The sequence below is a fragment of the Mucilaginibacter sp. L3T2-6 genome (assembly GCF_030519355.1).
Lineage (GTDB): Bacteria > Bacteroidota > Bacteroidia > Sphingobacteriales > Sphingobacteriaceae > Mucilaginibacter.
Map to the genome: position 1 here is coordinate 1 of NZ_JAUMKC010000016.1, position 13,738 is coordinate 13,738.

Here is a 13,738-nt window from a genome sequence, read left to right on the forward strand (position 1 = left end):
ATGGATTTTTCTTTAACTTTTAAAACAGCCGATAAGTAATCTTCAACAATTATTTGCGAAAGTCTTAGAATACGGGCGGAGCCGCTGAAAGCGAACAATTCCCCGCCCGCTTGTATAGCCTTGACTTTTTATCCCGGCGGCGGGCTATCTTCGCGGTACAGGTGAATGAGGAATGGCTACCGCTCATACTTTGGGTTTATGGCCAGCCGTTTTTTTTTAAAAATGAATGTCATTTGCATTGAAGAAAATGCGTTTTACGAACTGATCGAAACGGTTGTCAAACGATTACAGGAGAAAAAAGTCCAGGATAATGTGTGGATTTCCAGTGAGGAAGTCATGAAGTTACTCCACATCAAAAGCCGGAGCACTTTACAAAAATTACGGGACACCGGCGAGATAAGGTATAGTCAATATGGCCGGAAAGTCATACTTTACGAGAAGGCCTCGGCTTTGGAATTTTTAGAAAAGTATGCCTGTGAAACATTTTAATTTGCGGTAATAAGTCTAAATTATAGACATCGTAATCCTGTAAATCAAATCCATTTATCTGTAAAATTAAAAAACGACAGGCCGGGTAATTTTGTAATGTAAATCAATAATCATGATCAGCATTATTCTAAAAATATTATCCGGCCTTTTCTTTATGATTTGGGATATCTATTGGGGCCTGGCCTTTGGTTTTATCCTTTCATCGTTAGTTAGGGCATTTGCCTCAACAGAAAAAATTTCATCCAAACTGGGGAAGGACACGGTGGCTTCAACGGCATTGTCTACGTTTTTCGGTGCCGTTTCCTCATCGTGTTCTTACGCGGCTGCATCAATGGCCAGAACACTGCTGATCAAAGGTGCTACCTGGTCTAATGCGGTATCATTCATGGTGGCCAGTACTAACCTAGTGTTTGAAATATTTATTGTGATCGTTTCACTGCTGGGCTGGTCATTTTTTGGCGGAGAGGTCATCGGCGGCTTGTTCTTTATCATTGTATCAGCCATACTCATTAACCGGTTTTTCCCGCCAAAAGTAAAAGACGAAGCGAAAGAGAATATACGGCATAATGAACACAGCGGTCATGATCACAGTCACGAACATCAGCCTGCTGCAACAAAATCTTGTTGCCACAGCATGCCCCAAAAAGAAGTTGCTAAGCCCGGCATATTAGAACGGCTCAAAACTGCCAGCGGTCATTTTTATATGGACGTAACGATGGTGGGGAAAGACATTGCTATAGGCCTTGTAATCGCTTCAATACTGATGGTGCTCGTGCCTGATAGTTTCTGGCAGGGCTTGTTTTTAACAGGCCATACCTCAATGCCGCACTTCCTGGTTTTAAGTTGGAATGCGATTGTGGGCATATTCATTGCTGTTATTGCCTTTGTTTGTTCGGTAGGCAATATCGTTATGGCGGCGGTGCTTTGGCAGGGCGGCATCTCGTTCGGCGGGGTGATTGCTTTTATCTTGTCAGACCTGGTAACCGTACCTATGCTCTTGGTTTTCAAAAGCTATTACGGCGGTAAAACAATGTGGTATTTATTAGTCTTCTTGGTGATCAGCATCTTCCTGACCTCGCTGTTTCTTGACTATTCTTTCGCGGCACTGCACTGGCTGCCAAAATCAAACAGCAGTGGTATGCAAATGGGTGCGCAACATTTTGTGTGGAATTACAATACCTGGCTTAACCTGATCTTTATCCCGGTTTCGCTTTGGTACTTCTTCCTGGGCCGGAAAAGCATGAAAATGTAATAGCTTTGTGCTATTATGCTGCTTCGTATAAAAAACATGGTTTGCGACCGTTGCCAAATGATTGTCCGTCAGCAATTGGAAAGTCTCGGCTTTCATGTAAATGAGGTTATACTGGGCCAGGCCGACATTACGCCTGAACCGGACGAGGAACAATTACAGTTGATTTCCTCGGCCTTGAAAGTGCCGGGATTTGAACTGATAAATACAGAAACGGAAAAAACCGTTGAGGCAATCAAAAATGCGATCATTGAGCTAGTACACCATTCCGACCTTTCTGAATTTAATACGTCCGTCTCAGATTATATCTCCAAAAGAGCAGGTAAAGATTATTCCTACCTGAGCAGGCTGTTTTCAAATGCGCAGGACACGACCATCGAACGGTTTATTATCGAACAGAAGATCGAAAAAATAAAAGAGCTGCTTGCTTATGGCGAACTCAACCTGAATGAGATCGCTTATCAGATGGGCTACAGTAGCAGTGCACATTTGTCGACGCAGTTCAAAAGTGTTACCGGTTTAACACCGAGTGAATTCAAAAACTCTGGTAAAATGAAAAGGAAGCCAATAGATAAGATCTGATACAATAGGATATAAATATTTGACAAAATGATGTAAGGATTGCTGAATAGAACCGTCTAACTTAGCACAATAATAATCGAGCAATAAGCGTATTCAATAAAACATGAAATATTTAGCTGCTTTCCTGGTAATGATCTTTATGCTATCCGCTTCGGTTCCCGGAATTGCGAGCGTGCGCAAAGATTGCCAATCAAGTACCAAAAGCTGTTTGCATAGCAATTGCTGCAAGGAAACTAAGCATGGGGCAAAAAGCGACTGCCCGAAAACCGGGTGCATCTGCGTTCTGTCTTGTTGCAACTGGGGACTTGTTAAATCAACGGTGATTTCTATCACGACTGATTTAAACGGTCAGTCTCATACCCCTTTCGTTATAGGAGACTTATCGGATTATAACAATAATAATTGGAACCCGCCGAAAGCATAATCCTTTAGCTTTCGGATCAATGCCAGCCACTGGCATCAATGTTTCAATTTATTATTAATTCTTAAAATTTAAAATCATGAAAAAGTTTCTTTTCATCACCATGGTGATGTTATTATCTGCTGTATCTATTACTTATGCTAATACCCCTTGCTGTAACAGTAAAATGAATCACTGTACAACCTGCGCAAAGAGTTGCGGGCCAAACTGTGAGGATTATTGCAGCAAGACCTGCAAGGCAGACGGTACTTGTAAGAAGGTCTGTAAATTGTAATTAACAGTAAGCCGCCTCTTAACCGGGGCGGCTTACAACTATATCATTCCTCAAGACGTATACTTTTATATATTTGCATTAATGAAACGCACCGCGCTCATCTTATTAACGGCAATCTACTTGATATCCCTCATGGGTATGAGTGTGAACCGTTCGTATTGCTGCGGTAAGCTGATAACTGTGAGTTCCAGTTTTGGCGCGGGTGATAACTCAAATAGCATATCCGGGAATAAGAATAAATGCTGCGGTCACGAGAAGCAAAGCTTCAAAGTCAAAGACAGCCATTTTAGCGCCGCCTCTTTTTCTCTGAATCATCCCTCGCCCGCTATTATTCCATCGTTTATCAGCGTTGTTGACGAACCTGTTGTCAGCATATTACACACTAAAATAGTTTACAAGGGGAATGCTCCACCCGGGCATTCGGATATACCTGTCTATACCCTTAACTGTACTTACCGGATCTGATCGTTATTTCTCTTAGCTGTACATTCTGTACGGGCTAACCTGTTATTCTCAATTCATCATCTTAATTTATAATTCACGCATCGGGCTTGCTCTATGCCATTTATCCATTCTTAATTTTTTTAAAAACATGAAAAAGTTCCTGCTTATGGCTGTTGCCATCATTTTTTCCGCCGCGACCGTTTTTGCAACTACTCCACACAACGGTACCATGACCGCCGACACCGCTAAAAAAGCTAAGGCCACTAAAGTGATCTACACCTGTCCTATGCACACGGATGTAGTGGCTTACAAACCTGGTAAATGCCCCAAACCCGGCTGCGGAATGACGCTGGTGAAAAAGAGCGATCTGAAAAAGAAATCAATGAAAATGTAATTCATTTAAGCCCGGTGAAATATCCGGGCTTAACAAAATCATTAAGATGATCAATCAACTTATTACCCTGTCCTTAAAGAACAGGTATATCGTTCTGCTGATCGCGCTTGGCTTATTTGCCTGGGGTGCTTATGCGGTCAATCAAAATCCGATTGATGCCATACCCGACCTATCGGATAACCAGGTGATCGTGTTTACCGAGTGGCAGGGTCGCAGCCCGCAGATCATGGAAGACCAAGTGACATACCCGCTGGTGAGCAACCTGCAGGGCATTCCCAAAGTGAAGGCTATCCGCGCTACATCCATGTTCGGGATGAGCTTTGTTTATATCGTATTTGATGACAAAGCCGATGTCTATTGGGCGCGCAGCCGGGTACTGGAACGACTAAACTACGCACAGCGCTTATTGCCGCAAGGTATTACTCCGACACTCGGGTCAGATGGCACTGGCGTCGGGCATATTCTTTGGTACACGCTTGACGCTAAAGGCATGGATTTAGGCGAACAACGTGCTTTGCAGGATTGGTATGTGAAGCTTGGTTTGCAGACAGTTCCCGGCGTTAGCGAGGTTGCCTCCTTTGGTGGCTTTGAAAAACAATACCAGGTCAATATCGACCCGAACAAGCTGAACTATTATAATATCCCGCTTTCAGAGGTGCTCAAGGCTATCAAAAGCAATAACAACGATGTCGGCGGACGCAAGTTTGAAATGAACGGTACGGGCTACATCGTACGCGGTCTTGGTTATATCAAAACGATACAGGATGTAGAGAACATACCCGTTGGCGTAATCAAAACTATACCGGTGGCTATCAAAGATATCGCAACGGTGCAAATGGGTGGTGATGAGCGCCTGGGCATTTTCGACCGTAATGGCAACGGCGAAGCTGTCGGCGGCATCGTGGTGATGCGTTATGGTGAGAATGCAGACCAGGTGATCAAATCGGTAAAAGCTAAAATGGCCGACATACAGAAAGGCCTGCCGTCAGGTGTTAGCTTCAATATTGCTTATGACCGCAGCGAACTGATCGAGAATGCTATCGGTTCAGTAAAACATACGCTGATCGAGGAAATGATCGTAGTGTCGATTATCGTCATTCTCTTCCTGTTTAGTTGGCGAAGTGCTCTGAGCATTATTATCCAGATACCCATTACCATTGCAGCCAGCTTTATCCTGCTCAATGCCTTTGGCATCAGTTCCAATATTATGTCCTTGACCGGTATTGCTTTAGCTATTGGTGTCATCGTGGATAACGGCATCGTGATGGTTGAAAACGCGCATCGTAACCTATCAATCGCACAACAAAAAGAAAAGTTATGACCACTATAGAAAGAATTAAAATCATCGAAAACTCCTGTAAACAGGTTGGCCGTGGCGTGTTTTTCTCTACCGTCATTATTGTAGCTTCATTCCTGCCGGTGTTCCTTTTATCGGGACAGGAAGGCAAACTGTTTGGCCCGCTGGCGTGGACGAAAACCTTTATACTCGGTATCGATGCTATACTGGCCGTTACGCTAGCCCCGGTACTCATCTCCTTTTTTCTGAAAGGAAAGCTGCGAACCGACGATCATAACCCCTTGAATCGGGGACTGGAAAGAATTTACCGGCCTGTGCTGGATTGGTGCATCAAATGGCGCAAGACCACTTTGACCATTAACATCATCGCCCTAATCGTTAGCATACCACTCCTTCTTTCATTAGGGAGCGAGTTTATGCCGCCGCTGGACGAAGGAACCATCCTGTTCATGCCGGTCACCCAACCGGATGTTTCAAACGCCGAAGCCAAACAGCTTTTACAAGTACAGGATAAGATCATTAAAAGTGTACCGGAAGTGGCTAACGTGCTGGGCAAAGCCGGCCGGGCCAATACCGCGACAGATAACTCACCAATCAGTATGACGGAAACGATCATTCTGTTAAAGCCGAAAGATCAATGGCGGCCGGGCATTAAAAAGGAAGATATTATCAATGAACTCAACGCCAAGCTGCAAATTCCCGGTGTGGTGAATGGCTGGACACAGCCCATTATAAACCGAATCAATATGCTCTCCACCGGTATCCGAACGGACGTGGGTCTGAAAATATATGGACAGAACCTGGATACAATCAACGCGCTGGCAACGCAAATGAAACAAGCGCTGCAAGGTGTAAACGGCGTCAAAGACCTGTATGTTGATCCGATAACAGGTGGCAAATACCTGGACATCCAGGTTAATAAAGAGGCCATCGGCCGTTACGGCTTAAGCATCGATGATGTTAACGAGGTAGTGGAAAGTGCATTAGGCGGCATGAACCTAACCACGACAGTAGAAGGTAGGCAGCGCTTCAGCGTCAATACCCGGCTTGCGCAGGATTACCGCAATAATCTTGAAGCAATCAAACGCACACTGGTACAAACAGAAAATTACGGGCCTATTCCATTATCATCTGTCGCGGACATCAAGATCAGCGACGGCCCGGCGATGATCCAGTCGGAAAACGCCTTGCTGCGGGGCACAGTATTATTCAATGTACGTGACCGCGACCTCGGTAGTACCGTTAAAGAAGCGCAAAACAAGCTCAACAACCTGGTCAAGGTTCTGCCAAAAGGCTATTATATCGAATGGAGCGGGCAATATGAAAACCTGATCCGAGCAGAGCGGACGCTAAAACTTATTCTGCCCATTGTATTGGTCATTATTTTCGCCTGTCTGTATTTTGCCTTTCATTCTATCAGGGAAGCATTCTTTAGCTTGATCAGTATTCCTTTCGCGCTTATCGGCGGTGCTTATATGGTGTATTTCTTTGGTGTGCATTTATCTGTTGCCGTGGCAGTCGGATTTATTGCGCTGTTCGGTATCGCCGTAGAAACGGGTATCGTGATGGTTATTTACCTGAACGATGCAATGCAGCAGCTGGTGGCCCTGCAAGGAAACTCACGGGAGACTATCACCAGGGAAGACTTACGGGAATATGTGATGAATGGCGCAGTAAAACGCCTGCGGCCAAAGCTGATGACCGTTTGCGTGGCCTTATTCGGCCTGGTGCCGGTATTATGGGCAACCGGAACAGGCAGCGATGTGATGCGACCAATTGTGTTGCCGATGATCGGCGGCGTATTGACATCATCCACACATATTTTACTGGTTACGCCATTGATCTTTTTGATGGTAAAAGAATATGAACTCAGAAAGCATGGCAAGCTGGACATATTGGAGGTAAAGGAATCATGAAAACGAAACTAAAAATCATACTCACCATGCTCATTTGCAGTGCGGGTGTCGTCAAAGCGCAGACATTGCCTTTGGACAGTGTGCTAGCAAAAGTAGCTGCAAACCCCTCGCTGCAAGCTTACGACGCAAAAGCTAAGGCACAGAATGCCTATGCAGATGGTGCGAAAAATCTCGATGCGCCAAAGCTAAGCGCGGGACAATACCAGGTGCCTTACCAGCTGAGTCCGAATGGCGGTTCGTTCATGATACAGGGAGAGCAAATGTTTACCAACCCGGCAAAGCTGCGCGCAAAAGAAGATTATTTGAAAGGCCAATCCAAAGTTACCTCAGCTGATAAGGACTATTTGAAAAACCAACTATTCGCGCAGGCCAAGCAATATTATTATGAACGCGTGGTACTGGAAAAAAAACTTGCCCTATTGCAGCAAACGCAAAGCTTGCTGGAATATATGCTGAAAGACGCCAATATCAGGTTAACATATAACAAGGAGAAGCTGCCTAATATCTATAAGGCTAAGGCTGAATTATATGAACTTGACAATACACGTGAGGAACTGCGCGATGGCATCAGCCAACGGAATATCCTGCTTAACACGCTGATGAACCGGGATAAAACTGCACCGTTCGCAGTGGATACCACTATTACGCTCAAAGATTATGAAGCGGCAATTACTGACACGACAGCTTTAGCAAATAGCCGTAGTGACATTAAGGGCATTAACCGAAATATCGACTTGCAGCAACTGAACGCTCAAATGGAATACAGCAAACGTAAGCCCGATTTTGGCATACAAGCGGCGCACATGTTTAGTTATGGAGGTTATCCTAATCAGTATATATTAATGGCTTCTATAACAATACCAATTGCGCCGTGGTCGTCAAAAGAATACAAGGCTAATTTGAAAGGCGTCAGGTTTGAAACAGAAGAATTGCAGCAGAAAAAATTGGATATCCTCAACCAAACCGCAGGACAGTTAGCTGGCCTTAAAGCCGGCATGGGCAGTAAGAAAAAGCAGCTTGATAATTATCAGCAAAATATTATCCCTGCCTTGCAAAACGGCTATAAAACGGCTTTGCAGGCTTATGACCAAAACACCGGCGATCTGCCATCGGTGCTTAACGGAATCAAGGATCTGCAAATGGCAAGAATGACTGCCCTTGACCGCTTACAGGAACTATTAACCTTACAGGTAGCTTATGAAAAAGAGATTGAAAAATATTAGCCTGATCGTAGCCATCTTATCCGGTGCGACGTTGATTTCTGCGTGTTCAAATGAGCAAAAGAAACCCGCCGCATCGCAAGTGAAAGCGGCAGTGAAATACACCTGTCCGATGCATCCGCAGGTATTGGAAGACCACCCCGGAACTTGCCCGATTTGTGGCATGACGCTGGTGAAAAAAGCGGGCCAGGCCAGTAAAGACGCAGGTATCAGTTTGAATACCGTTTTGAAACCGGTTAACAATTCGGTTGTGTCGTCGGTCGCGGCGATAACACCGGAGCAAAAAGCTATTCCGACAACCGTTTCAGCAAATGGTTACCTCGATTTTGATACCCGAACATTTAATAATATCGCCTCGCGCTTTTCAGGCCGTATCGAAAAACTGTATATTAAATATGCGTTCCAGGAAATTCATCGCGGCCAGCGCATCTTTGATATTTACAGCCCTGAACTGCTCACAGCACAACAGGACCTGATCTTTCTCAGCAAAAATTCATCGCAGGAAGCTGGAATAATGCAAGCGGCCAAGCAGAAATTGTTATTGCTGGGGATGACCGACGCCCAAGTTGAACAAGTTGTCAAATCCGAGAAAGCGTTCTACAGCTTGCCGGTATATAGTCCTTATGACGGTCATGTTCACGATATGCCGCATAGCCAAATGTCAGGCACTTCGGATAACCAAATGCCGCTTGACCTAACCGGAAACCTTCCGTTGTCAATCAAGGAAGGCATGTATGTCGAAAAAGGGCAAACACTATTCAATGTCGTCGACCCGCACATGCTTTGGGCGATTATTAAGGTTTATGCTTCATCTATTGCTGCTATAAAACTGCATCAGGCGGTTACGCTATCACTTGCCGACAACACGGATAAAACACTGAGCGGCCAGGTAGATTTTATCGAGCCAACATTGCAGGTCGGCGATAAAACGACAAGTATCCGAGTGTATCTGCATAATATGAACCATGAGCTAAAAGTGGGCAGCCTGGTAAAAGCTCAAATAGAGACCGGAAATGAGCGTGGCTTATGGATACCGCGAACTGCGCTGGTTGATTTGGGGCGAACAAAAATAGTCTGGCTAAAAACCGGGGCAGCATATAGCGTACACCAGGTCGAGACCGGTATCAATGAGGGGAACGAAATTCAGATCACAAAAGGAATAACTGTCGCGGATAGTATTGCGGTAAACGCGCAGTATTTGTCGGACAGTGAAAGCTTCATAAAAACGCAAAGCAATGAATAAGATAAAAATAGCAATAGGGTTCTTAGCTTTATTAGGACTTGCCGCATGCAAACCCAAACCGCAGCAACAGGCAGTCGCAAAGGTGCAGGCAAAGGCTTATTATACCTGCTCCATGCACCCGCAGGTACATGAGGATCACCCCGGCAATTGCCCCATTTGCAGCATGAAACTGATCAAGGTGGAGATTACGGGAACTGATGCGATGAATAGTAATAAAATCGTGTTGACAGCTACGCAGATCCGTTTGGCGGGTATTCAAACTGATACCGTTTGCGATGAAAACACCGGGGTTGAAAAAACACTGACCGGAACGGTAACAACAGACGAAAGCAAGACAGACGAATTGAGCGCGAGGGTTGCAGGGCGCATACAGCAGTTATTTGTTAGAACAGTTGGTGAAAAAGTAAGTATAGGTCAGCCAGTTTACACTATTTACAGTGAAGACTTACAGGAGGCAGAAAAAGAATATTTGCTCGCTCGGCAGCAGCAAAAAATACTGCACAACCCGGATGTTGATTATGGGCAACTCACTAGCAGTGCCGAAAACAAATTACTGCTATGGGGATTATCACCCGAACAGATCAGGAATCTAGCGCAATCTGGTAAGGTATCGGCTACAGTTACTGTATTGAGCAAAATCGCGGGTACTGTTAGCGATATAGCAATTCATGAGGGCGACTATGTTACTGAAGGAATTACTGTTCTCAAAACACAAGCCTTAAATACGCTTTGGATAGAGGCACAATTATATGCATCCGAGGCGGGAAATTATCACGTGAACGACAAAGTAAATGTTTCCTTACCCGACCTGAGCGGACAGATTGTTGCAGGCAAAGTTGAATTTATCAATCCGGAATTATCAGGCCAATCCAAAGTAGATTTGGTAAGAATCCGTATTTCCAACCCGCAGGGATTAATTCGCCCCGGTATGCACGCTTATATCTCTATCGGCTCGGAAGGCAAGCGTAGTTTGGCTGTACCAGCATCAGCCGTTTTGGTTGATGGCAAGGGAAGTTTGGTGTGGGTTAAAAATGCCGATGGCAGCTTTTCGCCAAAAATGGTGTCAATCGGTTCAGGCAATCAAAACTATGTGCCGGTAATTTCAGGGCTAAATAAGGGTGACGTGGTGGTTACAAGTGGTGCCTATTTAATGAACAGTGAAGCGATATTTAAGAATGGGAGCGACAACATGGCCGGAATGAAAATGTGATTTATGAACTGGCTACTTAACTGTTTTATAAATCAGTAAAGCCGCTTGTTGATGACCGTCTGCCCTGGCAGCGATAAGTAATATTCCCAATTCCGGAACCAGTAAGGAAGTACGGGCGCCGTCGCGGGTTTTGATATGTGCAACCTGTTTATAGGAAGTATCGCTTATTTGTTTAAAAATATCAACTGCTCCGCCACCACCACTGATATAAACACATTTGTTTTTCGCATCCCAATAAAGGTCATCCACATCGCCCACCATCGGGGCGTTGAAAATTTCCTTACCTGTATCGCTATCATAAATGATCAGTTTTGCAGGTACACGGTAGCCGATTATAATATGATGCTGCGTTTCGTCATAGGCCATTGGAAAGTTAGCGCGTGGCAACAGCTTTGACCATTTGGCTGTAGGCTTTAAGGTTTTTAAGTCACAAACCCCCACTATGCCCGAACCTGGCAGATTGACCCAAAGCTTGCCTGCTTTTGCATCCAATTGAAAGGATTCGGGGTGTGCAGGTAATTTAATATCCCCGATTAACTTATGGCTGGCTCCGTCGATAATGCCGATTCCACCCGTCCCGTAACCAACGTAAATTTTATCGGGATCCGCGTCATAGCGTACATCATCCGCGTCATCATTAAATTTGATGCTACCTGTTTTTGTAAATGTTTTAGCGTTATAAAAATAACATTCGCCGGTACCGCCGTTGGCCACAAACAATTCGTCATGTTTGGTAATATAAGCTACGCCTTGCGGCTCATCCAACCCGGAAATGCTCCCGGTCACTTTACCACTTTTCATATCAACAATCTCTAACGTATTATTACCTAAAGCGGCGATATATGCGATCTGATCTTTGATATTAATATCAATATGATCAATTCTTCCCTTGACATTTGGCAAGACAATCTCCTTTTCCAGCGTAAGATATTGTTTTCCACTTTCTTGAGCCTTACAACTACTAAAGCAACCCAGCACGATAAATAGAGGTATTAAACGATAGCAGTCCATATTGATGATTTAAATAACCGAATCTAGGATTTGTTTCTGTTATATTTCTGAATTTTCAATAAGCACCAGTACTGTTAACTTTACCATCTATGAAATGGATCACCCGCGAACATCCAAAAATTGACCGTATTGCCTGCCCCTGGCTAATTAAGCGATTCATTGATCCTAACGCTGAAATTATCTATGTACCCTTTGCTGAAGTTCTTACCAAAGCTAAGGAATTAGATGCCACGCCGTTCGATTTGCCGGGTGTGGAATACACCCATTACGAAGACCAATGCAGTTTTGATTATTTCATCAAAAAGCACCAACTGAAAGATGAGGCACTTTACCGTATTGCCGCCATCGTTCGGGGGGCTGATACCGACCGCCACGATTTTGCACCGCAGGCTGCTGGCCTGGAAGCGATATTTTCGGGATTGGCCTATAATATTAAAGACGACCATGAATTATTGGAATTGGGGATGACCGTCTATGATGGATTATATAGCTGGGCCAAACACCTGCACCAATTGAAGCATACCCAGGGTGGTCCCGTTGAGCAAATGCTACTGGAGGTTTACCATAAATATCTCAAAGACAATTCCAGGAAAGCTCCGGCCTGGACAAAAGAACTCAAGGAAATGATACAGGATCAGCTCGACACCAATATGAGTTTAAGCTTACAACAGCTTTCTCATGACCTGGAGATCAACCCTTCCTATTTGTCACGAGAGTTTTCGAAATACTTTGATAACCTATCATTTGGTGATTACATCCGGAAACTCCGCATTGAAAAGGCGACGAACCTGTTAGAAAAGACAAACTATTCATTGACGGAGATCGCTTACCTGACCGGATTTTCCGACCAGAGCCATTTTAACCGGATATTCAAAAAGCAGATGGGAATGACCGCCTCAGAATATCGGAAAACCCTGCAAAAAAAGTAAAATCTGTACCATTAGTAATAGCTGTTCTATTTTGCGCCACAACAAAAAGATAGTATTGCATAATATATACTATCAACTATGGAAACAAAGAAATTCTCCCGCAGGCAGGTCCTTCAGGCTACAGCCATTTTAGGAACAGCTTTATTATTACCGCTTCAGCACAGCGAGGCTAAAGTTTTACCTTCAGGTAATACTCCCGGTCTTACACCCGAAGAGATCGCGGCCATCGAAACCGCCATCGGTAAAAAGGGAAGCTATAAAGAAGCGGAATCGCTTCATACTACGGCCTTGCCCCGCAATGATTTAAAGATGACGCTCAAAGGCGCACCGATCCCAATCCCCTTTGGATTTGGCGGCTGGGTATCCTTCAAAAAATCGATCGACGGAAAAACAGCTATGGTGATGGGCGATACCGTTCTACTCCAGGAGGAAGTTAACCCGATGATATCGGCAGCGCAGGCGAACGGATTGGAAATAAGCGCGATACATAACCACTTTTTCTACGAGGAACCAAGGATATTCTATATGCATATTCAAGGGATGGGTAGTATTGCCGAACTTGCAAAAAAGTACGCGGATACCATTCGTGATAGTAAAATATTTCCAGCAAATCAACCTGCTCCGTCTGCACCATCAAGTATTACAGGAAAGGAAAATTTCGACATCCCTGCACTTGATGCGATTGTTAAATATACCGGCACCGTAAACGGCCCTACCTATAAATACACTATTGGCCGTGCCGATTTGAAAGTAATGATGATGGGCGTGGAAATGACGACCAATATAGGCCTGAATACCTGGGCTTCGTTTGCCGGCAAACATGATGACGCCCAGATCGCAGGCGATATAGCGATGCTACCCGACGAAGTAAACAGCGTCATTAAAACGCTCCGCCTGCATAACCTTGAAGTAGTCGCCGTCCATAGCCACATGCTGAATGATGATCCGCATATCATATTCCTGCATTACTATGGCCGGGGCAAAGCTGCGGATTTAGCGCAGGGCTTCCGTGCAGCTTTGGACGTGCTGGGTAAACCGATGGGTGGAATGAAAATGTAA

Annotated in this window: 13 protein-coding genes; 12 read left to right on the forward strand and 1 reads right to left on the reverse strand. The window is 44.7% G+C overall.

Annotated elements, in window-relative coordinates:
* Window positions 1-222: 222 nt before the first annotated feature.
* From Q3W13_RS16930 to Q3W13_RS16975, 10 genes are all read left to right on the forward strand, one after another.
* Window positions 223-489, forward strand: coding sequence for a helix-turn-helix domain-containing protein (locus Q3W13_RS16930; RefSeq protein ID WP_302865753.1), 267 nt, complete (start codon window positions 223-225; stop codon window positions 487-489).
* A gap of 112 nt (window positions 490-601) precedes the next feature.
* On the forward strand, window positions 602-1,741 hold the full coding sequence (locus Q3W13_RS16935) for a permease (RefSeq protein ID WP_302865756.1): 1,140 nt from the start codon (window positions 602-604) through the stop codon (window positions 1,739-1,741).
* Between the two features lie 15 nt (window positions 1,742-1,756).
* The gene (locus Q3W13_RS16940; RefSeq protein ID WP_302865758.1) at window positions 1,757-2,320 is read left to right on the forward strand and encodes an AraC family transcriptional regulator; all 564 of its coding nucleotides are present in this window, start codon (window positions 1,757-1,759) and stop codon (window positions 2,318-2,320) included.
* Window positions 2,321-3,096: 776 nt separating this feature from the next.
* Window positions 3,097-3,480 carry a hypothetical protein gene (locus Q3W13_RS16945; RefSeq protein ID WP_302865760.1) on the forward strand — a complete coding sequence of 128 codons (384 nt, stop codon included), beginning with the start codon at window positions 3,097-3,099 and terminating at the stop codon, window positions 3,478-3,480.
* A gap of 127 nt (window positions 3,481-3,607) precedes the next feature.
* Window positions 3,608-3,853, forward strand: coding sequence for a heavy metal-binding domain-containing protein (locus Q3W13_RS16950; RefSeq protein ID WP_302865761.1), 246 nt, complete (start codon window positions 3,608-3,610; stop codon window positions 3,851-3,853).
* A gap of 46 nt (window positions 3,854-3,899) precedes the next feature.
* On the forward strand, window positions 3,900-5,174 hold the full coding sequence (locus Q3W13_RS16955) for an efflux RND transporter permease subunit (protein WP_302865762.1): 1,275 nt from the start codon (window positions 3,900-3,902) through the stop codon (window positions 5,172-5,174).
* Window positions 5,171-7,066, forward strand: a complete 1,896-nt coding sequence (locus tag Q3W13_RS16960) for an efflux RND transporter permease subunit (protein WP_302865764.1) — start codon at window positions 5,171-5,173, stop codon at window positions 7,064-7,066. Before Q3W13_RS16955 ends, Q3W13_RS16960 begins: the two co-directional genes overlap by 4 nt.
* A complete protein-coding gene (locus tag Q3W13_RS16965; RefSeq protein ID WP_302865766.1) occupies window positions 7,063-8,289 on the forward strand; it encodes a TolC family protein in 1,227 nt (408 codons plus the stop codon). The genes Q3W13_RS16960 and Q3W13_RS16965 overlap by 4 nt, the downstream gene beginning before the upstream one ends.
* Window positions 8,264-9,529: an efflux RND transporter periplasmic adaptor subunit gene (locus Q3W13_RS16970; RefSeq protein WP_302865767.1), complete on the forward strand. Its 1,266-nt coding sequence runs from the start codon at window positions 8,264-8,266 to the stop codon at window positions 9,527-9,529. Before Q3W13_RS16965 ends, Q3W13_RS16970 begins: the two co-directional genes overlap by 26 nt.
* Complete coding sequence (locus Q3W13_RS16975) at window positions 9,522-10,739, forward strand: efflux RND transporter periplasmic adaptor subunit (protein ID WP_302865769.1); 1,218 nt, start codon at window positions 9,522-9,524, stop codon at window positions 10,737-10,739. Before Q3W13_RS16970 ends, Q3W13_RS16975 begins: the two co-directional genes overlap by 8 nt.
* A 12-nt stretch (window positions 10,740-10,751) precedes the next feature.
* Here the strand turns inward: Q3W13_RS16975 and Q3W13_RS16980 are convergent, their stop codons facing one another.
* Window positions 10,752-11,750: a YncE family protein gene (locus Q3W13_RS16980; RefSeq protein ID WP_302865771.1), complete on the reverse strand. Its 999-nt coding sequence runs from the start codon at window positions 11,748-11,750 to the stop codon at window positions 10,752-10,754.
* Window positions 11,751-11,839: 89 nt separating this feature from the next.
* Here Q3W13_RS16980 and Q3W13_RS16985 point away from each other — a divergent pair, with 89 nt between their 5' ends.
* Complete coding sequence (locus Q3W13_RS16985) at window positions 11,840-12,679, forward strand: chromate resistance protein ChrB domain-containing protein (protein WP_302865772.1); 840 nt, start codon at window positions 11,840-11,842, stop codon at window positions 12,677-12,679.
* Between the two features lie 78 nt (window positions 12,680-12,757).
* Complete coding sequence (locus tag Q3W13_RS16990) at window positions 12,758-13,738, forward strand: DUF1259 domain-containing protein (RefSeq protein WP_302865773.1); 981 nt, start codon at window positions 12,758-12,760, stop codon at window positions 13,736-13,738.